Source organism: Streptomyces sp. NPDC015345 (assembly GCF_043078805.1).
In the GTDB taxonomy this organism is placed as follows: Bacteria; Actinomycetota; Actinomycetes; order Streptomycetales; family Streptomycetaceae; genus Streptomyces.
This window is the reverse complement of the sequence record NZ_JBIBTX010000008.1, coordinates 17,021-40,023: the sequence shown is the minus strand read 5'-3', so window position 1 is coordinate 40,023 and position 23,003 is coordinate 17,021. Positions and strand designations below refer to the sequence as shown.

Here is a 23,003-nt window from a genome sequence, read left to right as displayed (position 1 = left end):
ATCGCACGCCGCCAGCGACGGGCCGGCGGCTCCCGGAAGGAAAATCCGAAAAGTGAAGCTTCAGCGCAAGAACCGGCTCCGCGCCCTCTCCCTCGGCGCCCTCGCCGTCTCCGGCGCCCTGGCCCTCACGGCGTGCGGCTCCGACGACACGAGTGGCTCCGGCAACGGCGGCAAGGAGACGAACGCCAACGCCAACATCAAGTGCGACGACGCCAAGGGCCAGCTCGCGGCCTCCGGCTCGTCCGCGCAGAAGAACGCGATCGACGCCTGGCGGAAGGTCTACACGACCAACTGCAAGGACGTGCAGCTGAACTACAACCCGACGGGTTCGGGCGCCGGCATCACCGCGTTCCTCCAGGGCCAGACGGCGTTCGCCGGTTCCGACTCGGCGCTGAAGCCCGACGAGATCGCCAAGTCGAAGAAGGTCTGCAAGGACAGCCAGGCCATCGGCCTGCCGATGGTCGGCGGCCCGATCGCCATCGGTTACAACGTCCCCGGTGTCGACAACCTGACCCTGGACGCCAAGACCCTGGCCGACATCTTCAACGACAAGATCGAGTCCTGGGACGACAAGGCGATCGCCAAGCTCAACCCCGATGTCAAGCTCCCCAAGACCAAGATCCAGGCCTTCCACCGCTCCGACGAGTCGGGCACCACGGACAACTTCACCAAGTACCTGAAGGGTGCCGCCCCCGACGCCTGGCCTTACGAGCCGGGCAAGTCGTGGGAGCCCAAGGGCGGCCAGTCGGCGAACGGCTCCGCCGGTGTCGCGGGCCAGGTCAAGCAGACCGCCGGCGCCATCTCCTACTTCGAGCTCTCCTACGCGGGCGAGGGCATCAAGACCGTCGACCTGAAGACCCAGGCCAAGGAGCCGGTGAAGGCCACCGTCGACAACGCCTCCAAGGCGATCGCCGAGGCCAAGGTCGTCGGCAAGGGCAAGGACCTGTCCCTGGAGCTGAACTACAAGCCCACCGCCGAGGGCGCCTACCCGATCACCCTGGTGACGTACGAGGTCGTCTGCGAGAAGGGCAACAAGCCCGAGACGCTCGCCGCCACCAAGTCCTTCCTGACCTACATCGCCAGCGAGGACGGCCAGAACGTCCTCAAGGAGAACGACTACGCGCCGATCCCGGCCGAGATCATCACCAAGGTCCGCTCCACCGTCGCGGGCCTGAGCTAGCTGAACCGAGTGCGGCCGGCCCCGCGAGTCAGGGCCGGCCGCACCGTCCGGTGCACCGCCGCCACGGAGCGCCCGCCACTTGAGCGCGGCAGCTCCGCAGACCGGAGAACCCCATGGACATATCAAGTAAGACGACCGCACCACCACCCGTCGAAGTGAAGCCCGGCCTGCCCCGGGACAAGGCGGAGAAGGCCGCCGCGCGCGGCGCCACCCGGCCCGGCGACCGGATCTTCCTCGGGTTCTCCCGGGGCTCCGGCATCGCGCTCCTCGCGATCATGGCCGCCATCGCGGTGTTCCTCACCTACCGCACGGCCCTCGCGCTCGCCGACAACACGGGCAACTTCCTCACCACGTTCGAGTGGGACCCGGCCGGCGCCTCCACCGGCGGCAAGCCGTACTTCGGCATCGCCGTACTGGTCTTCGGCACCGTGGTCAGCTCGATCATCGCCCTGCTGATCGCCGTCCCCGTCGCCATCGGCATCGCGCTCTTCATCTCGCACTACGCGCCGCGCAAGCTGGCCGGCCCCATCGCCTACGTGATCGACCTGCTGGCCGCCGTGCCCTCGATCGTCTACGGCCTCTGGGGCGCCCTCGTGGTCGCACCCAACCTCACCGGCCTCTACAGCTGGCTCGACGACTACTTCGGCTGGACCGGCGTCCTCGCCTACCACGGCGGCGCCCCGCGCTCCCTGATGACCGTCGGCATCCTCCTCGCGATCATGATCCTGCCGATCATCACGAACGTGAGCCGCGAGGTCTTCCTCCAGGTCCCGAAGATGCACGAGGAGGCCGCACTGGCCCTCGGCGCCACGCGCTGGGAGGTCATCCGCATGTCGGTGCTGCCCTTCGGCCGCTCCGGCATCATCTCCGCCTCGATGCTGGGCCTCGGCCGCGCGCTCGGCGAGACGATCGCCGTCGCCACCGTGCTCTCCCCGTCCTTCCTGATCAACGCGTCCGTGCTCGACTACGGCGGCGGCACCTTCGCGCAGAACATCGCCAGCAAGTTCAACGAGGCCAGTGAGTACGGCCAGGACGCGCTCATCGCCTCCGGCCTGGTCCTGTTCGTCATCACTCTGCTGGTCAACGGCGCGGCCCGCCTGATCATCGCGCGCCGCAAGGAGTACTCGGGGGCCAACGCATGAGCACCACGACACCCACCCCGTCCGGGCCCCTCGTCAAGCCCCCCGCCACCCTGAAGGCGGCCACCCTCCCGCGCTGGAGCCCACTCGCCGTCGCGCTCGGCTCGGCCGCCGTCGCCGTCGGCGTCGGCCTCGGCGCCGGTCTGCACAGCCGCATCCAGTGGGGCCTGATCGCCGCGCTGCTCTTCATCATCGGCTCGTACGCCCTCGCCGTCACCGTCGAGGGCACCCGCCAGGCCAGGGACCGCCTCGCCACCTCGCTGGTGTGGGTGATGTTCCTGCTGGCCGTCGTCCCGCTGGCCTCGCTGGTCTACGAGACCGTCCAGCGCGGCATCAAGGTCTTCGACGTCTACTTCCTGACCCACTCGATGGGCGTCCTCTCCGACGACGAGACGGGCGGCGGCATCTACCACGCCCTCATCGGCACCCTCCAGCAGGTGGTGCTGGCCTCGGTCATCGCCGTGCCGATCGGCCTGCTCACCGCGATCTACCTCGTCGAGTACGGGCGGGGGAAGCTCTCCAAGGTCATCACGTTCTTCGTGGACGTCATGACCGGCATCCCCTCGATCGTCGCGGGCCTGTTCGTCCTCAGCTTCTGGATCCTGATCCTCGGCTTCGGCTACTCGGGCTGGGCCGGCGCCATGGCGCTCGCGATCCTGATGATGCCGGTGATCGTCCGCTCCACCGAGGAGATGCTCAAGCTCGTCCCGAACGAGCTGCGCGAGGCCTCGCTCGCCCTCGGCGTGCCGAAGTGGCGGACCATCCTCAAGGTCGTCCTGCCCACCGCGATCGGCGGCATCACCACGGGCGTCATGCTCTCGGTGGCCCGCATCGCCGGTGAGACCGCGCCGGTCCTGCTCCTGGTCTGGGTGAACCCCCTGATCAACACGAACCCCTTCGAGGGCTCGCAGGCCTCCCTGCCGCTGTACGTCTACCAGCAGTACGCGGCCGGCACCGACGCGTCGTACGACCGTGCCTGGGCGGCGGCGCTCGCCCTCATCGGCTTCATCATGATCCTCAACCTGGCGGCCCGCGGCATCGCCCGCTGGAAGGCCCCCAAGACGGGCCGCTAAGTGCCCGTCGGTCGGCTCCGCCGACGGCGGCCATATCAGCGACCCTCGTAGTAGAGACCCGAAAGAAGCAGTGATCCCCATGGCCAAGCGAATCGACGTATCGGGCCTGACCGCCTACTACGGTTCCCACAAGGCGATCGACGACATCTCGATGACCGTGGAGCCCCGCTCGGTGACCGCCTTCATCGGCCCGTCGGGCTGCGGCAAGTCCACGTTCCTGCGCACGCTGAACCGCATGCACGAGGTCACCCCCGGTGGCCGCGTCGAGGGCAAGGTCCTCCTCGACGACGAGGACCTCTACGGCAAGGGCGTCGACCCGGTGGCCGTGCGCCGCACGATCGGCATGGTCTTCCAGCGCCCGAACCCCTTCCCCACCATGTCGATCTACGACAACGTCGCGGCGGGCCTGCGGCTCAACGGCTCGTACAAGAAGTCCGAGCTGAACGAGATCGTCGAGAAGTCCCTCAAGGGCGCGAACCTCTGGAACGAGGTCAAGGACCGCCTGAACAAGCCCGGCTCCGGCCTCTCCGGCGGCCAGCAGCAGCGTCTGTGCATCGCGCGGGCCATCGCGGTCGAGCCTCAGGTGCTGCTCATGGACGAGCCCTGCTCGGCCCTGGACCCGATCTCGACGCTCGCCATCGAGGACCTGATCGGCGAGCTGAAGGAACGGTTCACGATCGTCATCGTGACGCACAACATGCAGCAGGCGGCGCGCGTCTCGGACCGCACGGCGTTCTTCAACCTCTCCGCGGTCGGCCAGCCCGGCAAGCTCGTCGAGATCGACGACACGGAGCGGATCTTCTCCAACCCGTCGGTCCAGGCGACCGAGGACTACATCTCGGGCCGCTTCGGCTAGGCCCTCCGGACTCCCCGCGGTGCTGCATGGCGGTGCCACCGCAGGGACAACAAGAAAGGCCCGCCCCTGGCTCCCGGGGGCGGGCCTTTCCTATGTGCGACTGCGGGGGTGCGCCCCGTAAGGGGCGCGGGGAACTGCGCGACCAGCCACAGCGGGCCCGCAGTCGAAGAGCTACAAGAACGCGAGGTTGACGATCCAGAAGCTGACCGCCGCCACCAGCGCCGCGGCCGGCATCGTGATGAACCAGCCCAGGATGATGTTCTTCGCGACACCCCACCGCACCGCGTTCACCCGCTTCGTCGCACCCACGCCCATGATCGCGGACGTGATGACGTGCGTCGTCGAGATCGGCGCGTGGAACATGAACGCGGTGGTGAACATGATGCCCGCGCCGGTCGTCTCGGCGGCGAAGCCCTGCGGCGGGTCCAGCTCGATGATCTTGCGCCCGAGGGTCCGCATGATGCGCCAGCCACCTGCGTACGTACCGGCGGAGAGCATCAGCGCACAGGCGACCTTGACCCAGATCGGGATGGGCGCGTCCGCGCTCTGCACATCGGAGATGACCAGGGCCATCACCACGATGCCCATCGTCTTCTGCGCGTCCTGGAGGCCGTGGCCGAGGGCCATGCCAGCCGCGGAGACCGTCTGCGCGATGCGGAAGCCCCGCTTGGCCTTGTGCGGGTTGGACCTGCGGAACATCCACATGATCGCGCACATCACGAGGTACCCGACGGCGAGTCCGACGAGCGGCGACAGGAACATCGGAATGACGATCTTGTCGACCACGCCGGACCAGATGACGCCGATGCCACCGGCGAGCGCCGCCCCGACCATGCCGCCGAAGAGCGCGTGCGAGGACGACGAGGGAAGGCCGAAGTACCAGGTGATGAGGTTCCACACGATGGCGCCGATGAGCGCCGCGAAGAGGATCCACATCCCCTTGTCGCCGTGCGGGGTCTCGATGATCCCCTCACTCACGGTCTTGGCGACGCCGCTGCCCATGAAGGCACCGGCGAGGTTCATGACCGCGGCCATGGCGAGCGCCGCGCGGGGCGTCAGTGCGCGGGTGGAGACGGAGGTGGCGATGGCGTTCGCGGAATCGTGAAAGCCGTTCGTGTACGTGAAGCCGAGCGCGACGCCGATGGTCACGATCAGAGCAAAGGTGTCCATGGCGAGGCTCAGGACTCCTTGACCGCGATGGTCTCCACAGTGTTCGCCACGTGCTCGAAGGCGTCAGCGGCCTCTTCCAGCACATCCACGATCTGCTTCAGCTTCAGCACCTCGATGGCGTCGTACTTGCCGTTGAAGAGCTGGGCCAGGAGCTTGCGGTGGATCTGGTCGGCCTGGTTCTCCAGGCGGTTGACCTCGATCCAGTACTCGGTGAGGTTCTCCATGGTCCGCAGGTTCGGCATGGCCTCGGCGGTCAGCTCGGCGGCCCGCGCGAGGACCTCGATCTGCTGCTCGACGCCCTTGGGGAGTTCCTCGACCTGATAGAGGACGACCAGGTCGACGGCCTCCTCCATGAAGTCCATGATGTCGTCCAGGGACGACGCGAGGTTGTAGATGTCCTCGCGGTCGAACGGCGTGATGAACGAGGAGTTCAGCTGGTGGAAGATCGCATGCGTCGCGTCGTCTCCCGCGTGTTCCGCGGCCCGCATACGCTCTGCGATCTCGGCCCGTGCGGAAGAGTCCGCTCCGAGCAGTTCCATGAGGAGCTTCGAGCCCGTGACGATGTTGTCCGCGGATGCGGCGAACATGTCGTAGAAGCTCGTCTCCCTGGGGGTCAGACGAAAGCGCACGTGGGGTCCTCGGGGTGCTCTGGATGCGGTCAGGCTGATGCTAGGCGCATCATCCGGCCACGGCTAACCGGCCGCCCCCCAGTGTCGCCCATCAGGCACAGTGATCAGCACACCCCCCGAGAAATCGGCTAAGATATACCCACTAGGGGTATACGGATCAGCAGTAATGCCCCATGCCCCTTTCCAGGAGGAGGACGCGATGACGACCACCGACGCGGCAGCGGTGACCCCGGAGGCGGCCGAAGCGCCCTCCGCGCCCGCGGACCACGGTGACCACGCTCACGGCGTGCACGGGTACCACAAGCAGAAGGACGAACACCTCAAGCGCCTGCGGCGGATCGAGGGCCAGATCCGCGGCCTCCAGCGCATGGTCGAGGAGGACGTCTACTGCATCGACATACTGACCCAGGTCTCGGCGAGCACGAAGGCCCTCCAGAGCTTCGCCCTCCAGCTCCTCCAGGAGCACCTGCGGCACTGCGTGGCCGACGCGGCGGTCAAGGGCGGCACGGAGATCGAGGCGAAGGTAGAGGAAGCGACGAAGGCGATCGCACGGATGCTCCGCACCTGACGCTCCGCGGGATCGACCGTGTGGAGGGCTGTGGTCGCCGCGGGGTGAGCAGGGCTCCGGGGCTTTGCGCGTGGTAGGCGGGCCGGGGCCGCTCCCGGGGGTTGCGCGCGCCGTACGCCGGGCTGGGCGGCTCCCGGGAGCCGCCCTCCCCGCACGCCGGGCGGAGCTACCCGGCGCGACATCGCACCGCCGGGCTCCGACCCCGCGATGCTTTCCCACCCACCCACCCGTTTACCCGGCAGCAGACAGCGAGGTAAACACACCCAGCGCACCGCTCACCCCCGGGTAACGGGCGGGTGGGTGGGAGACATCGCCGCGCAGCGGCGCACAGTCAACCCACCGACGACCGCAAGCAGAACGAACCTGCCCAGCGCAAACCCCGCTCACCCCCGGGTAACGGGCGGGCGGGTGGGCGCGATCGCCGCGGAGCGGCGCACAGTCAACCCACCGACGACGGCCGGCAGAACGAGCCCGCCCCGCCCGAACACCACTCACCCCCGGTCACGGGCGGGTGGGTGGGCGCGATCGCCGCGCAGCGGCGCACAGTCAACCCACCGACGACCGCCGGCAAGAAGCACCCCCAAGCCGGCCGCAGGCTAAGCCCGCTCATCCGCCGGAGGCTCCCGTACGTCCCAAACCCTCAGCACCTCGTCGATCCGGTCGAAGCTCAACCGCTCGGCCGCCGCGCTCGCCGCGATGATGAGGTCGCCGCACAGCTCGATCTCGGCGAGGGCGACGTGGTCCTGAACCGCCGTACCACCACGCATCGGAGCCACGTTCATCACCTCTTCCTGACCCGTACCGACTTCCTAGAGTAGGGAGCGGCCTACACACCGCGCATGGCACGGACGGACCATTTCCACCAGTCGTACGCGACTAGGGAGCGGCGATCTTCCCGGCGAAGATGTCCTTCTCGGCCGGAAGTCGCACCCCCGTCGGCACCCCGAAGTCGTAGAGCAGCGTGGTCGACGCCACATCGGCGTTGGAGACGGTGAACTGCTGGCGCAGCTTCCGCACCCGCCCCCGCTCGTCGAGGTAGACGTCGAAAGGGACCTTCCCCCCGCTGAACCCTTTCGCTGCCGCCGCACCCACCGCACCGCGCTGACCTGCGGAAGCAGCCTTCGCCGCGGCCCGCAGATCGACGACCCCGCGGTAGTGCCGCACCTCGGTCCCGGCGACCCGCTCCTCCCCCACGTACGTCACGTCCCGCGCCCCGCGCAGCAGTTCCGCCGCCGCGAGGGGATCCGTGGCACCCCCGGTGACGAGATTGCCGTCGGAGAGCGAACGTGTCTCGATCCGCACCCACTTGTCGGCGGGCACCCCGGCCCCCCGGTTCTTCATGTAGAGCGCGCCGCCGGACATCAGCTCGGTGATCGGCCGCCGCGCCCGCCCCCCGGCGGGGTCCTGCGGCAGGACCACGTCGAACCGCCCGCGCTGCTCCCGGAAGTCGTAGACGCCCGCGCCCCGCACGGTCACGCGCGTCCCGCCGCTGGCCATCTCCATGGACGTACGCGCCTTGGAACTGCCCGCCCGGACCAGCGCGTCGGCGGAGCGCCGCACCACGTCCCCGGCGCTCGCGTCCTTCCCCGGAGCCTCGGCGCCGCTGCCGTCGGCGGCGGCCCCGCCGGAGCAGCCGGTGGCGACGGCCATCAGCCCCGCGGCCGCGACCGCGGTGATCGCTCGGCCCCTGTGCCTGCGCTGCTGCCCCATCCTGGCTGCCTCCAAGCGGTCCCGCGCTTGTGGATCCCCCGTCGTTCCCCTAACGACCGGTGCGTTGAGCCGTCACGCCGAAGGCCGGGACCCGGAGCGGCACGGGCCGCTTCACCCGGGGTCGGTACGGTGGCCCGGTGGCCGATCAGGAAGACCTCACATCCGAGCTCGCCGCCGACATCGCGTCCCACCGCGTCTCGACGGTCGAGAAGGGCCGTTTCATATCCGCCCAGTGCTCCTGCGGCTGGCGCGGCCCGGCCCGCAGGGCGCGCAGCAAGGCCCGTACGGACGCGGCCGAACATGAGGAGTCCCCCTAGGGGAACCCGCCCGCCCCGCGCACCGTCTCGTTCACCGGGAAGCAACGGGAGGCGTCATGGAACGACGTACGTTCATCGGTACGACGGCGGCCACGCTGGCCGCGGCGACGGTCGGCGGCTGCACGAGCGAGGGCTCGCGGGCGGGCGCGGCGACACCACGCACCGGCAGCGGCGGGAGCGCCTCCCTGCGGACCTCCAGCGCCGCCGCGAGCGCCCCGGCGACCCTCGCGGCCCTCGCCAGGGACCTGGACGGCACTCTCGTACGGCCCGGCGAGGCCAAGTGGGCGGCGGCCCGGCAGCTGTACAACACGCGCTTCGACGACCTGAGGCCCACCGCCGTGGCGTACGTCGCGCACCAGGACGACATCCGCACCGCCCTCGCCTACGCCCGCGCCCACCGCACCCCGGTCGCGATACGCAACGGCGGCCACTCGTACGCCGGTTGGTCCTCCGGCACCGGCCGGCTGATCATCGACGTGTCGAAGCTGAGCGGGATACGGGCGAGCGGCACCACCGCCACGATCGGTGCGGGCGCCAAGCTGATCGACGTCTACCGCTCGCTCGCCGCGAAGGGCGTGACGATCCCCGCGGGCTCCTGTCCGACCGTCGGCATCTCCGGGCTCACCCTCGGCGGCGGCCACGGCGTGGTCTCCCGCGCGTACGGCCTGACCTGCGACAGCCTCACCTCCGCGAAGATCATCACGGCGGACGGCAAGCAGCTCACCGCCTCCAAGACGGAGAACAAGGACCTCTTCTGGGCGCTGCGCGGCGCGGGCAACGGCAACTTCGGCGTCGTCACCGAGCTGTCCTACCGCACGCACACCGCGCCCCAGGCCGTCTCCGCGTACATGTCCTGGCCCTGGTCGAAGGCGGCCGCCGTCGTCAAGGCGTGGCAGGCGTGGGGCCCGGACCAGCCGGACGAGATCTGGTCCTCGCTGCACCTGGCGAACACCCCGGGCGGCACCCCGACCGTCTCCGTCGCCTGCTTCTCGCTGGGCACGTACGGCGAACTCCAGAACGCCGTCGACCGCCTCGCCGACAAGGTCGGTGCCTCCGCGCGCAGCGTCTCCCTGAAGCGGCGTACGTACGAGGAGGCGATGGAGGTGTACGCGGGCTGCTCGTCGTTCGCCACGGACGCCCAGTGCCATCTGCCCGGCGCGACGCCGGGCCGCAGCCCGCAGGGCGCCCTCAAGCGCGAGACGTACGCGGCCGCCTCTGACTTCTTCGACCGCTCGCTCTCGGCGGCGGGCATCCGCACGCTGCTCTCGCAGGTCGAGAACGTGACGGGCGCGAGCGCCGGCAGCATCGCGCTGACCGCGCTCGGCGGCGCGATCAACCGCGTCGACCCGACGGCGACGGCCTTCGTGCACCGCCGCTCGCGGATGCTGGCGCAGTACATCGCGTCGTGGCGAGCGGGGACGTCGGGGACACCGGCACGCGCGTGGCTGAAAAAGGCGCACGGGGCGATGGGGCGGTACGCGTCGGGCGCGGCGTACCAGAACTACACGGACTCCACGCTGACGAACTGGCGCGAGGCGTACTACGGCGCCGCGGCGCCGCGCCTGAAGAAGCTGAAGAAGCAGTACGACCCGAACCGTTTCTTCGACTTCCCGCAGGCGCTGTGAGCCGCGCGGGCGTGCGCACGGCCTAGGCCGCGAGGTCCCGCTCGTCCGGGTCCGCCGTGGCCTCGGCGGGCGACGGCGCCTTCTCGCTCAGCGGCGCGGCCACCGGCCCGACCTTGCGGTCCCACACCAGCCACCCCACGTGCCGGGACCGCCCGACCCCCCTGGCGAGCGGCGTGAGCAGCGCCATGGCGAGCGGGGACAGGAGCAGGGCGACGGCCGTGCCGAGCGCGAAGCCGCCGATGACGTCCGTGGGGTAGTGCACGCCCATGAAGACCCGGCAGAAGCCCTCCAGCGCGGCGAGGCCGAGGCCGATCAGCCCGAACTTGCGGTGGGCGACGAAGAGTCCGGCGCCGATGGCCATGGCGAGCGTCGCGTGGTCGCTGACGAAGGAGAAGTCGTCCTTGCCCTCGACCAGGACGTGGAGCCCGCTGTGGTCACGGAAGGGGCGCGGCCGTTCCACGAAGCCTCTGATGGGGACGTTGACGAGGACCGCGATCCCGGCGGCCAGCGGCGCCCAGACGACGGCGGCGACCGAGGAGGCCGCGTCGTCGAGCGTGCCCCGCTTCCGCCGGCCCCACCAGCACCACACCACGAGCAGCACGAGGGCGATCAGCAGGCCGTACTCCCCGACGAACGCCATGGCGCGGTCGAGCCAGTGCGGGGTCTCCTGTGTCAGGCCGTTGATGTCGTAGAGCAAGCCGACGTCGGGGTTCGACCCGGATTCATCGAGTCCAGCCATGGCGCTGCGGCCCCTTGTCTCCTAGCCCATGGGCGCACCTTTCTGTGCGCCCTTTCCATCAACCCCCGTGGTCGGTCCCGTCAAGGGAACGCGTGGTCCCCACCCCTACGTTCCACTCTCCACCGAAAGATCACCCAGACGTTACCGAAGAGAGACACATCACCGCAGCTCAGAGAAGTGTTTTGACGGAGAGTTCAAGCCACATCACCCGGCGCGCACGCCTCCGTTCGCGCCCCCTCGCGCCCCCGTCAGGCCGCAGCTGGTCCTGACGGGAGCGCCGCCGCGCCCTCGTCCGTGACACGAGTCGCGCCAAAATAGTCCGGCGTGTCGATCGGGTCGAAGCGGATCACCGCGCCGGCCCGCGGGGCGTTGATCATGTACCCGCCGCCGACGTAGATCCCGACGTGCCGGATCGCGCGCGAGTTGGTGAGGTCGTCCGAGAAGAAGACCAGGTCCCCGGGGAGCAGCTCCTCGCGCTTGGGATGCGGCCCCGCGTTGTACTGGTCGTTGGCGACGCGCGGCAGCGTGACGCCGACGGTGCGGTAGGCGGCGAGGGTCAGCCCGGAGCAGTCGAAGCGGCCGTTCTGCTCGGGTGTGCCGTTGCCGCCCCACAGGTAGGGGGTGCCGAGCTTCTTCTGCGCGAAGGCGATCGCCCCGGCCGCCTGCTCCGAGGGCTGCACACGTCCCGTGGGCCGGGCGAAGCTCTTCGAGAGCGTGGTGATCGTCTTCACGTAGTTCTGCGTCTCGCGGTAGGGCGGCACGCCGCCGTACTTGAGGACGGCGTACGCCCCCGCGTTGTACGCGGCGAGCATGTTCTTGGTGGGATCGCCCGGGGCGTCCTTCACATAGCCCGCGAGCTTGCAGTCATACGAGGCCGCGGAGGGGATGGCGTCCTCCGGGTCCCAGACGTCCCGGTCGCCGTCGCCGTCTCCGTCGACGCCGTGCGCGGCCCAGGTCCCGGGGATGAACTGCGCTATCCCCTGCGCCTTGGCCGGGCTCTTCGCGCGCGGGTTCCACCCGCTCTCCTGGTAGAGCTGGGCGGCGAGCAGCGCGGGGTTGATGGCCTTGCAGAGATTGCCCCACTTCTGCACGAGGGGCTGATAGGTCGCCGGCACGGCACCCTTGGCGAGCCCGACGGAACCGCCGCTCGCGCCGCCGGCGATGCTTCCCGCGGCCATGTAGGTCCCGAGGACGAGCAGCGCGATGAAGCCGAGGGCCCCGCCGAAACCGACGGACGCGACCAGCCAAGCCTTACGCACCGTCAACCACCCCTCACCCACCGGGAGTCCACTCCGCCGCCGCTCAGTGTAGAGGCCGCGTACGACATCGAGAGGAGCCACCGCACATCAGAGAGAGATCACCGACAGTCGGTATAACCCCATATGGGACACCATTCGGCGAACCTCCCGTTGGAGCCGACCAGCCCTCCATCGATAGCTTGGTTCACTCCAGCGAACCCTCCCCCCTCAGGAGCCGACCTTGAACCGCCGCCCCGCCCTGCTCGCAGCCGCCGCCCTGACCACGGCCGCGGCCCTGACGCTCTCCGCCTGCGGAGGAGGCGACGGAGGGTCCAAGGACAGCGAGAGGATCGCGGGCGCGGACTCGGGTACTCAGAGAGACAAATCCCCGTCCCCGAAGGCCTCGGAGGACGGGATCGACCGCCCGGAGATCAAGCTCCCCAAGGACGTGAAGAACGTCTTCGAGGGGGGCAAGACCGGTGACGCCAAGAAGGACGCGGTTCTTGCGGACAATGCGCGGTGGGTCAACTCCCTGATCGAAGCGGTGACGGTCGAGGAGACGGACCACCCTGCGCTGAAGTTCTACGCCACGGGCGACGCGCTTCTCTCCTCGGCGGAGTACGTCCAGGGGTTCCAGAAGAAGAACAAGAGCTTCGTCGGGACCACGCGGTACTACGACCGCAAGGTCACCTTCCTCAAGGACGGCGTGGCAGCGGTGACGTACTGCCAGGACGGGACCAAGACGTACCCCAAGGATCTGAAGACCGGCACGGTGGACCGGTCGATCGAGGGCAGCGCGAGCGACTACACCTTCTTCAATACGCGCGTGCAGAAGAACGACAAGGGTGTCTGGCAGACGGATTCCGTCACGTCGACCGCGGGGGCCAAGCAGTGCATGTGACCGCTCTGAGGCGGTCCACCCGTTGGGTCGCTCCTGTCCTTGCTGTGGCCGTGGCCCTGGCTCCCGGAGTTGCTTATGCAGGCGGCGGCGTCACGGGAGGGGATGACGTGGCCAACGTGGGCAGTGAGCAGCAGTCACAGGGCACCCGCCAAGGAAAGAACCTCGGCATCGAGACGAGGATCCAGACGAGGGTCGAGGGCAGTCCCCAGTCCGCGAAGACCGGCACACTGACCCCCGCCAACAGCAACTGGGACCCGCCGGCCTGCTGGTACGAACCCGCGTACACGCCGAAACAGATCGAAGCCACGGTCAAGATGATCCGAAAGTTCAAGATCTGGGATATCGGCGACCTCGTCGGTGGAGCTTTCGACGCGTACTTCAAGGACGGCAACCCCTACAAGGACTACAACCTCGACAAGCAGGGAGAGGGGAAGTTCTGGGCGGCGGCCATCGATGAGGACCGCAAGAACGAACCGGAGGCCAAGGCCTGTAACCGGATGCCGTTCTGGGTGGAGGACGACGAGACCCCAAAGGAACCGCTCGCGGTCACGCCCAAGATCCTCGCCGAGTACGCGTACGGCCGGCTCCCCGTCCCGGACACCGACGTCGAGATGGCGCCCGAGGGCGAGACGAAGGTCAACCTGCCCACCTGGGCGTGGCTGGACAAGGCCAGGTTCAAGAAGATCTCGGTCACCGCAACCCTGCCCGGCACGGGCCTCTCCGCGACGACGACCGCCGAGCCGGTCTCTCTGAAGATCGACCCGGGAACGGCGGACGCCGAGACGTACCCCGCCTCCGGCGAGTGCCCGATCGAGGACGGCCGCATCGGCACCCCCCGGGCCAAGGGAACCCCGGCGGACACGGACCCGCCGTGCGGCGTGCGGTATCTGCGGTCCTCGCGCGACGGCTCGTATGAGCTGAAGGCGACCCTCACCTGGAAGGTCCGCTGGACGAGCACGAACGACCCGGGCGGCGGCCTGCCCCCCGGCGAGTTCGGTACGACGCAGGACGTCGTCGTACGCGAGATCCAATCCGTCAACCGCTGACCGCTCCTCGACAACGCACAGAAGGCTGGAACGACAACATGAGCGACCTCCGTCTCGACGGCACGGTCTTCGAGAGCCTCAAGAAGACGTTCTCCTCCGTCAGCGACCGCATGGACGCCGCACGCCGAACCCTCAAGAACACCGACGGTTCGGTCGTCGGCACGGGCAAACTCGCAGAGGACATCCAGGAATTCGCCGACGAATGGGGCTACGGCGTCAAGCAGCTCGGCAAGCACACCCAGGGTGCCGTCAAGATGATCGACAAGATCGACGAGGAGTTCAGCAAACTGGACCAGGCCCTCGCCGAATCACTCAAGACGGCCAAGAAGAAGTCCGCAGAGAAAAGGGGCCACTGACGTGGGAACCAAGCGGCCCGCGTTCCCCCACATAGGCTGGGACCCCACGCCGGGCGACGTCGAGGACACCCGCGAGCTCGCCAAGAAGCTGGGCGGACTCGCGACGGAACTCAGCACCGCTGTCCGAGACCTGGAGCGGATCGAGTGCGGCGCCTGGAAGGGCAAGGCGGCGCTCGCCTTCACCGAGTACATAGGTGAGGACGTCACCCCGCTCATCCGCAAGAGCCACGAATCCTTCGACAAGGCCTCGCGCGCGCTGTACCGGTGGGCCAGGGAGCTGAAGGAGTTCCAGGACGAGGCCGACCGGCTGGAGAAGAAGGCCGGGAAGAAGCTGGACGCGCGGGCGGAGGCCAAGCCCGACAGCGATGAGATGGCCAAGGCGTCCGGGGCCGTCGTCGACATCATCGGCGAGGTCCACGACCTGGAGGACCGCTACAACAAGGCCGCGGGCGCGATCAGCAAGGAACTCGACAAGGCGGGTGACATCGCCCCGGACGAGCCCGGTTTCTGGGACAAGCTCACCAAGGGCGTCAAGGAGGCGTGGGACGCCACCGGCGAGTGGCTCAAGGACCACGCCGACCTGATCAAACTCATCGGCGACCTGCTGAGCGACCTGACCGCAGTCCTGGGCCTCCTGGCCATCGTCACGCTTCCCTTCCCACCGCTGGCCGCGGTCTTCGGTACGGCCGCACTCATCACCAGCGGTCTCGCACTGGGCGCGCATGGGCTCGCCAAAATGGGCGGGGCGGACGTGAGTTGGGCGCAGATGGGGCTGGACGCGGTGGGACTCATGCCGGGGATCGGGGCATTCGGTAAGGGAGTCAAGGTCGTCGGCAAGACACCAGCGCTGGCCAAGGCTGCCGCGCTCGGCAAGGGGTTCCAGGCCACCAAGCTAGGAGACGCTCGCATGCTGCTGTCCACCGGTGATGCCGTGAAGGACGTCAAGGGCGGATTGAAACTGCTGCCCGGCAAAGTGGTGCTCGGCGGCATGGCCAAGGACGTGTACCAAGTCGCGCATGCGACCAGTGGCACGATGACGCGCATGGGAGGCATCGCAAACCAGGGCTATCACGCGGGCCAGTGGATTGGCTCCAAGGGAGCGAATCTGTTGCCAGGGGTGAACATCAACCCCATGGGCGCCGGTATCGCCATGGATGCGGGACTGAAGATCTTCCCCAAGGTCACCAGCATTCATCAGCATGTGGGAGAAGCGCTATTCCCTGGCGACCAGTTCGAGAAGGCGACCTCGGCCAACTGATACCCCGCTCAGAAAGGGTCAACGAGTACGCACGGCAATGGCCCTAACAAATAAAGCGCAGGAAGACGGTAATGAACATCTGGCAGCCCGACCCCGGCGAGATCCTCCTGGCGCGCACCGCAGTCACTTTCGCGACGGGTGAAGCCATGCCTGTCTCCGGGATGCGCTGGTTTCGAGACACTGAACGCAACGACATTCAGCACGAACTGCCGGGCTGGCCAGAAGGCCCCGTGTACAAGGCCCGTTCCAAGGGAGGCTCCCTTGCACGGAACGTCGGCAAAGGCGGAGCACTCGCCCTGGGCGCCATCATCATGGGCATTCTCACCGGTGGTGGAGGCAGCGGCCCCTCCTCCTCCAAATCCGGCACAGCCACATCCGAGGATCGCGCCGATGAGATCGATGACTTTCCCGTCATGTGGGCTGCGCCGGGCGCCATCGCACGTACGCTGCCCTGGCAGCTGGACCCCGCACGCGCCCCTGACCCAGAGCAATACCGCACGCACGCGATCGTCACCGATCGTCGATTGGTGATCGTCGGCCTTCCTGTCCCGAAGAAGGACAGAACAGTCATCGAGGATGAAGTCCTCTGGGAGGCCCTTCGCTCCAGCATCAGCCGGGTGGAACGCAGGAACTTTCGCAATGAGCGAGACGTCAAGATTGTCTTCAGCGACCGGTCTTGGTGCAGGCTCCAATCTCCACTTCGTGACTACCTCGCTCGTTACCTGATTTCCACCCCGGACGTGATTCCCTTGGAATCCCTGACGCAGGCGCAGCGGCAGGCCGTAGACAATTTCCTCGCCACCACTAACGCGGCGGATCTCTCGGAACCCGTCGTCACCCGCCTGCCGTGCGGGCACTACCGCGTCGAAGCTCTCGTCCCGAGCGAGCTCGACGCATTCTTCGGCGCCGGCAGCCGCGAACTGAACATGAACGCCGACGGCACCGAGGTGGAGTACGCCGACTATCACCCCGAAGACTTCTGAGCCAGCCTCCCAGCCTCCGCACCACATCAGGACGCTTCCCCGCCATGACATCCCCGACCAGCCTTCCATCCACTCCCGCTGACCTCCTCGACCCCCCGCCCCTCTGGTTCAACGTCCCCGACGGCTTCTACGCCCTCCCTATCGCCGCCACGCCGGAGGAGCGCAGCGAGCGCGCACAAGAGTTCGTACGCGGCCTCTACTCCCGTGGAGACGAACGCATCTGGGGGCCCGCCGCCCCGTACTACGCGGGACTGGCCGACCTCATGGTCGGCTCCGGAGTCTCCTACTCCGCAATGGGGCTCTTCTCCACAGCGGAGGAGAGGGCTACAGACGGCGAGGAGGCGGCAAAGGACACCGGCGGCGTGGCCCAGTGCGCGTTCACCGTGGCTGCCGTCCCGACCGACCAGGCCTCCGGTGACACGGAGACCGTCGCCCAGGGGATTCTGGCCGTCCTCTCCAGCACCCCGCACAACGACGCCCGTTGGCTGAACCTGCCCTGCGGCCCAGCAGTCTCCTGCGTCACCCTCACCGAGTACAAGCTGAATCCGGAGATCACGGCGACCGGCGAGGCGACGGGACTCCTCACCGGGCAGATACAGGTGCATGTCCCGTTCCCGACAGGCCCGTTCACTGCGGTCTTCACGCTGCACACCGCGTCCACGGAGTACTGGACCGAGTTCTGCAACATCATGGCGGCGATCCTCCAGACGGTCTCCTTCACCGAACCGGCCGGGGACGTCGAACCGTCAACGCCCTGAGGTCTCGGCCCACAACAACTTCCCCGCGTGGACCGTCCCTACGGTGTAGGCCCCCCAGCTGTCCGCGCAGGCCCGCACGAGGTGCAGCCCCCGGCCGCCCTCCGCTGTGTCGGGCGGCCGGTGGTCGGGGGCGCGGCCTCCCGCGAACCCGGAGGGAATCCGCGGGTCGGAGTCCCACACAGACACGCGGATCCCCTCCGGGGAAGCGGAACGGAGGCGGAGGGCGTAGGGCCCGTCAGTGTGACAGTGGGCGTTGCTGAGCAGCTCGCCCGCGAGGAGCCCCGCGGTGGGGGCGAGTCGTTATCGGGATCGCGTAAAAAGGCTGATCTGCCACTCATGTGGGTGACCAGCCATGGCGAGAGGCGAGCGCACGGTGAGAGCCAACCCGACAGGTCGTCAACTCCGGCTGGGCGCAGAGCTGCGGAAACTTCGCGAACGGGCGGGGTTGACGTCCACCGAAGCCGGTCAACTGCTGGGCGTGAAGCAGAACCAGGTCAGCAACATGGAGTCCGGGCGTATGGGCGTGAGTCCCGAACGTGTGCGGATGCTGGCATGCCATTACGAGTGCCCGGACAAGGCCCTGGAGGATTCCCTCGCCCGCATGACGAGCGACCGCACGCGCGGCTGGTGGGAGGCGTACCGCGAACTGCTGCCCGGAGCCCTGCTCGACCTGGCGGAACTGGAGCACCATGCCGAGGCATTGCGCGACAGCGTCGCCGCACGGATTCCGGGCCTGCTCCAGACACATGACTACGCTCGCGAGATCTTCCGCCAAGCCGTCACCGAACTGACGCCACCGGACATCGAGCACCGCCTCACGTTTCGCATCAAGTGTCAGGCGGTGCTGTACCGCGACGCCCCCGTTCCGTATGAGGCCGTCATCCACGAAGCCGCGCTCCGTATGAAGGTTGGTGGTGCCGCCGTCGCGCGGCGCCAGCTTCAGCACCTCCTCGACATGAGCGAGCGCGACAATGTCACCCTGCGTGCGATCACGTTCGACGCTGGCGCCTACCCCGGGTCCGGGCAGTCGATCTACTACGTCCATGGGCCGGTGCCCCCGCTCGACACCGTCTACCTTGACCAGTCGCACGGGCTGGTGTTCCTCGACGCCGAGGCACAGCTTCACAAGTACCGGACGCTTTTCGAGAGGCTGTCGGCAGCTTCGCTCGACCCGGGGAATACCCGAGACCTCATCCACACCGTGATGCAAGATCTGTAGAGGAGCGCTCATGAACCCGCGCTGGCAGAAGTCCACGTACTGCTCCGAGGGCAGCTCGTGCGTGTACGTCGCCGCGACTGCGACCGGCAAGGTCGAACTCACCGAAAGCAGCGACCCCAGCGGAGCGATACTCACCGCCACCCCCGCCGCCTTCGCCGCACTGATCCGCGACACCAAGCGGGTCGCAGGCGCCGAACCGGCCTGAGGAGAGGCACGACTCACCTCCCCCGACCCGGAGAAGCGGAACATGACCGAGCCCCCCGCCCCGAAATCCCCGCCGACCTCGACTGGATCCGCGCCACCCCAGAGGACGAGCAGGGCCCCGGCCCCTGGATCGAGATCGCCTACGGCGAGGACGACGCCGTCCACCTCCGGGAGACCAGCGCCCCGGAGAACGTCGTCACGACCACCCGGAAGAAGTGGAACGCCTTCGTGCTCGGCGTACAAGCCGGTGAGTTCGACCACTTCGCGGAAGGCCACTTCGTGGAGGGCGTCGGTCAGGACTGACGCCGCCCAGCCCTCAGACGTGGCTGTCGGCCTGTCCGGGACAGCCCCGAAGCCGTCCCGGACAGGGGAATCCATTGCCCGCCGCCCCGCCCGGTGACAGCCTCGGTGCCGAGCCCGGCGAGGGGGTCATCGGGGGGACCCTCGCCGGGCCGGAGCGGTCACGGCCGCGCGCCGCGCCGGATGAGGAACCGCTGCGCGTCGGCACCGCCGCACCGCCCGAGCACCGCCTCCACCCCTTCGACCGCGGCGCCGTTCACGCCCACGCACCGCCCGTCCTGGAGCCGCAGCACATATGCCTCGCCCCGCTGTTCGACCGAGAGCCGCGCCGCCGCCGCGCAGTCGTCCCAGGGCTCCAGGAAGCCCTTCGCGGCGCCCTTCGCCGGGGCGACGAGGCAGCCGGGGCCGTGCTCCGGGTGCCGCCAGCGGACGCGGTACACACCGCCGTCGAGCGGTTCCAGCTCGGTCGTGGGCGGCACCGCCTCCCCGCACGGCCGGAACACCGCGATATGGCTCCCGTACCGCCCCTTCCTGTCCCGTCCGTCGGTGAGACAGAGCCCGGCCGCCCGCAGCGGCTGCACCCGTACGACACCGGACGGCACGCTCACCGCCTTCGCGGAGCGGGACGGCGCGGGGTCGCTCGGCTCATCGGAGGCGTTCAGCGCCGAGGCGCCCACCGCCGCGAGGGCCACCACGGCGATCACCCCGGCGGCGAGAGTGAGGGCGCGCGGCCGCTTCCAGGCGGGCGTGGGGGCCGCGGCGACGGGAGCGGGCCCGGCCGCCGGGTCAGGGGCGGGCGGTGGCGCCGCCTCGCCCGACGCCACCCGGTCCCGCGCCGCGAGCCACGCCCCGACCCGCTCCTCCCCCTCGCACGCGCGGACCAGCGCCTCCACCAGCTCCGCCTTCGGCAGCGCCGAGCGGGACAGCGCCCCGGCGACCGTGCTCCGGGGCAGCAGGTCCCCGCGCTCGGCGGCACGGAGCTCCAACTGGCGGTACGTGAGGCCGGACGCCTCCTTCACCTGCCGCAGCAGCGCGACGAACTCGGCCGGCGTCCGGGCCCGCTCGGGCCTCGCACCGCCCTGGTGCTCCATGGTCGACTGGCTCCTTTCGCTTCCCGCGCCGCGCGATCACCGGCCGATCGCGCCACTGTCCGGGAAGAGCCCCCGTCCCGGGAAGAGACCGAGTGTCGCCGCCGTCCGGCACCGCCACAAGAGCGCTTCCCGTCAGTTGCTACCGTCCGGGCCATGCCTCACACCCCTGAGCCACCGGCCGACCACACCGCCCCCGTCACCGCCGACGACGTCACCCGCGCCGTCCGCCTGGCCGTCGCCACCCTGCGCGGGGCGCCGGACGACGCCGACTGGAGCGCCAAGGCGGGCGGTCTGGAGTGGGACTGCTGGGAGACGGGTGAACACCTGGCGGACGACCTCTTCGCCTACGCCGCCCAACTCGGCCCGGAACATCCCCCTTTGGACGGCGTGGTCCCCTTCCACTGGGTCAGCCGGACGCCGGGCGGCCCCGCCAACGTCACCCTCGCCGACCCCGCGGCCGGCCCCGCGGGGCTGCTCCAGGTCGTGGAGGCGTGCGGCGCGCTGCTGACCGCCATGGTCGCCACCACCCCGCCGACCGTCCGCTCCCACCACGGCTTCGGCGCCTCGGACCCCGAGGGCTTCGCCGCGATGGGCGTCGTGGAGACCCTCGTACACACGCACGACATCGCGAACGGGCTCGGCATCGGCGACACCTGGGACCCGCCCGCCGCCCTCTGCGCCCGCGTCCTGCACCGCCTCTTCCCCGACGCCCCGAGGGACACCGACCCGTGGCCCACGCTCCTGTGGGCGACCGGCCGCGGTGAACTCCCCGGCCGGGCACGCCTGACCTCGTGGCGGTGGTACGGGGCGCCGCGCGCCGAGTCGTAGGCCGTCCTGGGCGGTCACAGGCGGCCCTAGGGCCCCTAGGCGGTCCTAGGCGGTCCTAGGCGACGAACTCGTCCGTCAGCACACAGCCGTCCACCAGCGCGGGCGCCGTCGCGACGTCCCCCGTCGGCCGGAAGTTCGGATTGCAGTTGAGGACCAGCAGGCCCGACGCCGACAGGTCGCGGATCGTCCCGCCATCGGGCGCGATCACGGCGAAGTCCTTGCCGATCGCGAAGCCGCCCTTGATGGCGGCGCGTTCGTCCCTCTTCATGCGCTCGGCCACGTCCGCCTTGTAGGCGCTCTGGAACCGCTCCATGCCGTCGGTGCCGTCGGTCTTGAACACGCGGATGTAGCCGTGCCCGCCGTCGTCGCACGTGCCGCGGAACCGCACACCCCACGCGGCGTCGAACTTCTCGTCCATGGGGTAGTAGCGCTCGTCCGACGGGTCGATGCTGTAGCGCTCGCAGGTCGTGAAGCGCTGGAGGTACTCGCCCGCGGCCATCACGGTGCCGGCCTCGGGCATGTTGTCCAGCATCATCTTCTGCCGGACCTCGGGTCCGCCGCTGGCGCCACCGTTCCGGCCGGGGTTCGCGTCGCCCGCGTCACTGGCGCCGTCCCCGCCCGAGGCGCCGTCCCCGCCCGAGGTGCCGCTCCCGCCCGAGGTGCCGCTCCCGCCCGAGACGCCGCCCTGGTCCGAGGCGCCGACCTCGCGCTCCCCGTCCTCATCGCAGGCGGACACCGTCACGGCGAGAGCGACCACCGCGAACACTGCGGCGAGCGTGCGAAGAGGCGCGGGAAAGATCATGTCCATGATCATATCCGTCCCATGACGACGTTCCAGGGAACGGCCATAACCGCAGGTCAGGCCCACCGTTCCCGTTCCAGCATCCCTGATCGCCCGGCGCTCCTTGCCCCCACCGGCCAGGGACGGCTTCGCTGTGAGCCAGGCCGGAACGCACGGCCTCGCCACGACGTACGACACCCGCCGTACCGGACGACACCCACGCACCTCACGGGGGATCCCATGAAGCTCAAGCACGCCTCGAAGACCCTGCTCGCCGGCCTCTCGCTCCTCGGCGCGCTCTCGCTCACCGCCTGCAACGGTGACGGCGGCTCGGGCGCGTCCTCCTCGGCCGGCACGAAGCCGAGCGCGGCCTCGGACGACGCTGGGACGGGCAGCGGCGGCTCGGGCTCCTCGGGCTCCGGCTCTTCCGGCTCCGGCTCATCGGGCTCGGGCTCGGGCTCGGGCTCCTCCGACGGTGGCTCCGGAAACGGCGGCGGCGATGGCGCCGCCGGCTCCGGCTCCGGCCGGAACGGCAAGGCCGGCAGCTGCCGCAGCGACGAGCTGGAGGTGACCGCCCACGACAACAGCACCGACAAGACGGAGGGCGTCGTCACCGTCGTGTTCAAGAACGGCGGCGGCCGCGACTGCACCATCAACGGCTACGCGGGCGTCGACCTGAAGTCGGCCATGGGCGACACGCTCTCCGTCGAGCGCAACGGCGAGCAGCCCCACTCCGCCGTCCTCAAGGACGGCGAGTCCGCCGCCTTCAACATCACGTTCCCGGTCAACAACAGCGGCGGCTCCGGCGTACGCATCGCCAAGATCCTGGTGACCCCGCCCGGCGAGACGAAGACCGTCACCATCGCCTGGCCCGCCGGGTCCCTCCCGGTGAGCGGCGAGGGCTCGTCGAGTGGCCCGAAGCTCGCGGTCGGCCCGGTCGGCAAGGTCAGCGACTCCCCCGCGGGCTGAGACACGGAAGTGCCCTCTGGGGCCAGGGAAACCCCTGGTCACAGGGGGCAGAGCCGTCCCGTCGG

The 23,003-nt window shown here is 69.3% G+C and carries 26 protein-coding genes and 1 pseudogene; 18 read left to right on the top strand and 9 right to left on the bottom strand.

Features of this window, described 5'->3' with window-relative positions; genetic code table 11:
• The first annotated feature begins 52 nt into the window (after window positions 1-52).
• From pstS to pstB, 4 genes are all read left to right on the top strand, one after another.
• Window positions 53-1,180 (top strand): phosphate ABC transporter substrate-binding protein PstS, encoded by a 1,128-nt coding sequence (gene pstS, locus ACF062_RS29695; RefSeq protein WP_392142733.1) that lies wholly within the window; start codon window positions 53-55, stop codon window positions 1,178-1,180.
• 113 nt (window positions 1,181-1,293) lie between these two features.
• Entirely contained in the window at window positions 1,294-2,322 is a 1,029-nt protein-coding gene (pstC, locus tag ACF062_RS29690) for a phosphate ABC transporter permease subunit PstC (RefSeq protein WP_223775471.1), read from the top strand.
• Window positions 2,319-3,392, top strand: coding sequence for a phosphate ABC transporter permease PstA (pstA, locus tag ACF062_RS29685; protein ID WP_223775472.1), 1,074 nt, complete (start codon window positions 2,319-2,321; stop codon window positions 3,390-3,392). Before pstC ends, pstA begins: the two co-directional genes overlap by 4 nt.
• Window positions 3,393-3,471: 79 nt before the next feature.
• Window positions 3,472-4,248 carry a phosphate ABC transporter ATP-binding protein PstB gene (gene pstB / locus ACF062_RS29680; RefSeq protein ID WP_223775473.1) on the top strand — a complete coding sequence of 259 codons (777 nt, stop codon included), beginning with the start codon at window positions 3,472-3,474 and terminating at the stop codon, window positions 4,246-4,248.
• Window positions 4,249-4,419: 171 nt separating this feature from the next.
• Here pstB and ACF062_RS29675 read toward each other — a convergent pair whose 3' ends face one another.
• Window positions 4,420-5,418 carry an inorganic phosphate transporter gene (locus ACF062_RS29675; protein WP_356579998.1) on the bottom strand — a complete coding sequence of 333 codons (999 nt, stop codon included), beginning with the start codon at window positions 5,416-5,418 and terminating at the stop codon, window positions 4,420-4,422.
• An 8-nt stretch (window positions 5,419-5,426) separates the two neighbouring features.
• Window positions 5,427-6,047 (bottom strand): DUF47 domain-containing protein, encoded by a 621-nt coding sequence (locus tag ACF062_RS29670; RefSeq protein WP_205036473.1) that lies wholly within the window; start codon window positions 6,045-6,047, stop codon window positions 5,427-5,429.
• A 199-nt stretch (window positions 6,048-6,246) separates the two neighbouring features.
• On the opposite strand from ACF062_RS29670, the gene ACF062_RS29665 reads away from it, so the two are divergent.
• A complete protein-coding gene (locus ACF062_RS29665) occupies window positions 6,247-6,615 on the top strand; it encodes a metal-sensitive transcriptional regulator (protein ID WP_356579996.1) in 369 nt (122 codons plus the stop codon).
• Window positions 6,616-7,211: 596 nt separating this feature from the next.
• Here the strand turns inward: ACF062_RS29665 and ACF062_RS29660 are convergent.
• Both ACF062_RS29660 and ACF062_RS29655 read right to left on the bottom strand, forming a co-directional pair.
• Window positions 7,212-7,397, bottom strand: coding sequence for a hypothetical protein (locus ACF062_RS29660; RefSeq protein WP_223775476.1), 186 nt, complete (start codon window positions 7,395-7,397; stop codon window positions 7,212-7,214).
• Between the two features lie 94 nt (window positions 7,398-7,491).
• Complete coding sequence (locus ACF062_RS29655; RefSeq protein WP_392142732.1) at window positions 7,492-8,325, bottom strand: hypothetical protein; 834 nt, start codon at window positions 8,323-8,325, stop codon at window positions 7,492-7,494.
• 137 nt (window positions 8,326-8,462) lie between these two features.
• On the opposite strand from ACF062_RS29655, the gene ACF062_RS29650 reads away from it, so the two are divergent.
• Window positions 8,463-8,642: a hypothetical protein gene (locus ACF062_RS29650; RefSeq protein ID WP_223775478.1), complete on the top strand. Its 180-nt coding sequence runs from the start codon at window positions 8,463-8,465 to the stop codon at window positions 8,640-8,642.
• A 56-nt stretch (window positions 8,643-8,698) separates the two neighbouring features.
• Window positions 8,699-10,267: an FAD-binding oxidoreductase gene (locus tag ACF062_RS29645; protein ID WP_392142731.1), complete on the top strand. Its 1,569-nt coding sequence runs from the start codon at window positions 8,699-8,701 to the stop codon at window positions 10,265-10,267.
• A gap of 22 nt (window positions 10,268-10,289) precedes the next feature.
• Here ACF062_RS29645 and ACF062_RS29640 read toward each other — a convergent pair whose 3' ends face one another.
• Both ACF062_RS29640 and ACF062_RS29635 read right to left on the bottom strand, forming a co-directional pair.
• On the bottom strand, window positions 10,290-11,006 hold the full coding sequence (locus ACF062_RS29640) for a phosphatase PAP2 family protein (RefSeq protein ID WP_392142730.1): 717 nt from the start codon (window positions 11,004-11,006) through the stop codon (window positions 10,290-10,292).
• A gap of 248 nt (window positions 11,007-11,254) precedes the next feature.
• Window positions 11,255-12,265 carry an NlpC/P60 family protein gene (locus ACF062_RS29635; protein WP_392142729.1) on the bottom strand — a complete coding sequence of 337 codons (1,011 nt, stop codon included), beginning with the start codon at window positions 12,263-12,265 and terminating at the stop codon, window positions 11,255-11,257.
• A gap of 220 nt (window positions 12,266-12,485) precedes the next feature.
• On the opposite strand from ACF062_RS29635, the gene ACF062_RS29630 reads away from it, so the two are divergent.
• The 6 genes from ACF062_RS29630 (at window position 12,486) to ACF062_RS29605 (ending at window position 17,546) form a co-directional block, all read left to right on the top strand.
• On the top strand, window positions 12,486-13,145 hold the full coding sequence (locus ACF062_RS29630) for a hypothetical protein (protein ID WP_392142728.1): 660 nt from the start codon (window positions 12,486-12,488) through the stop codon (window positions 13,143-13,145).
• The gene (locus ACF062_RS29625) at window positions 13,142-14,191 is read left to right on the top strand and encodes a hypothetical protein (RefSeq protein WP_392142727.1); all 1,050 of its coding nucleotides are present in this window, start codon (window positions 13,142-13,144) and stop codon (window positions 14,189-14,191) included. The genes ACF062_RS29630 and ACF062_RS29625 overlap by 4 nt, the downstream gene beginning before the upstream one ends.
• 38 nt (window positions 14,192-14,229) lie before the next feature.
• Window positions 14,230-14,547 (top strand): hypothetical protein, encoded by a 318-nt coding sequence (locus ACF062_RS29620; RefSeq protein ID WP_392142726.1) that lies wholly within the window; start codon window positions 14,230-14,232, stop codon window positions 14,545-14,547.
• Between the two features lies 1 nt (window position 14,548).
• Window positions 14,549-15,805, top strand: a complete 1,257-nt coding sequence (locus ACF062_RS29615) for a putative T7SS-secreted protein (protein ID WP_392142725.1) — start codon at window positions 14,549-14,551, stop codon at window positions 15,803-15,805.
• A gap of 71 nt (window positions 15,806-15,876) precedes the next feature.
• Complete coding sequence (locus tag ACF062_RS29610) at window positions 15,877-16,788, top strand: hypothetical protein (protein ID WP_392142724.1); 912 nt, start codon at window positions 15,877-15,879, stop codon at window positions 16,786-16,788.
• A 44-nt stretch (window positions 16,789-16,832) separates the two neighbouring features.
• Window positions 16,833-17,546, top strand: coding sequence for a hypothetical protein (locus tag ACF062_RS29605; RefSeq protein ID WP_392142723.1), 714 nt, complete (start codon window positions 16,833-16,835; stop codon window positions 17,544-17,546).
• Here ACF062_RS29605 and ACF062_RS29600 read toward each other — a convergent pair.
• A pseudogene (locus tag ACF062_RS29600) lies at window positions 17,535-17,813 on the bottom strand (ATP-binding protein); the annotation flags it as partial. The gene ACF062_RS29605 and the pseudogene ACF062_RS29600 overlap by 12 nt on opposite strands.
• Before the next feature lie 85 nt (window positions 17,814-17,898).
• Between ACF062_RS29600 and ACF062_RS29595 the strand changes: the two are divergent.
• The 3 genes from ACF062_RS29595 to ACF062_RS29585 all read left to right on the top strand — a co-directional run bounded on the left by ACF062_RS29595 (window position 17,899) and on the right by ACF062_RS29585 (window position 19,272).
• A complete protein-coding gene (locus ACF062_RS29595) occupies window positions 17,899-18,765 on the top strand; it encodes a helix-turn-helix domain-containing protein (RefSeq protein ID WP_392142722.1) in 867 nt (288 codons plus the stop codon).
• 10 nt (window positions 18,766-18,775) lie between these two features.
• Window positions 18,776-18,970 (top strand): DUF397 domain-containing protein, encoded by a 195-nt coding sequence (locus ACF062_RS29590; protein ID WP_392142721.1) that lies wholly within the window; start codon window positions 18,776-18,778, stop codon window positions 18,968-18,970.
• Window positions 18,971-19,035: 65 nt separating this feature from the next.
• On the top strand, window positions 19,036-19,272 hold the full coding sequence (locus ACF062_RS29585; RefSeq protein WP_392143009.1) for a DUF397 domain-containing protein: 237 nt from the start codon (window positions 19,036-19,038) through the stop codon (window positions 19,270-19,272).
• Window positions 19,273-19,430: 158 nt separating this feature from the next.
• Here the strand turns inward: ACF062_RS29585 and ACF062_RS29580 are convergent, their stop codons facing one another.
• Complete coding sequence (locus ACF062_RS29580; RefSeq protein WP_392142720.1) at window positions 19,431-20,360, bottom strand: XRE family transcriptional regulator; 930 nt, start codon at window positions 20,358-20,360, stop codon at window positions 19,431-19,433.
• Window positions 20,361-20,513: 153 nt separating this feature from the next.
• Here ACF062_RS29580 and ACF062_RS29575 point away from each other — a divergent pair, with 153 nt between their 5' ends.
• The gene (locus ACF062_RS29575) at window positions 20,514-21,188 is read left to right on the top strand and encodes a hypothetical protein (protein WP_392142719.1); all 675 of its coding nucleotides are present in this window, start codon (window positions 20,514-20,516) and stop codon (window positions 21,186-21,188) included.
• A 55-nt stretch (window positions 21,189-21,243) separates the two neighbouring features.
• Here the strand turns inward: ACF062_RS29575 and ACF062_RS29570 are convergent, their stop codons facing one another.
• On the bottom strand, window positions 21,244-21,990 hold the full coding sequence (locus ACF062_RS29570; protein WP_392142718.1) for a hypothetical protein: 747 nt from the start codon (window positions 21,988-21,990) through the stop codon (window positions 21,244-21,246).
• 219 nt (window positions 21,991-22,209) lie between these two features.
• Here ACF062_RS29570 and ACF062_RS29565 point away from each other — a divergent pair, with 219 nt between their 5' ends.
• Window positions 22,210-22,938 carry a DUF4232 domain-containing protein gene (locus ACF062_RS29565; RefSeq protein ID WP_392142717.1) on the top strand — a complete coding sequence of 243 codons (729 nt, stop codon included), beginning with the start codon at window positions 22,210-22,212 and terminating at the stop codon, window positions 22,936-22,938.
• Window positions 22,939-23,003 lie beyond the last annotated feature (65 nt).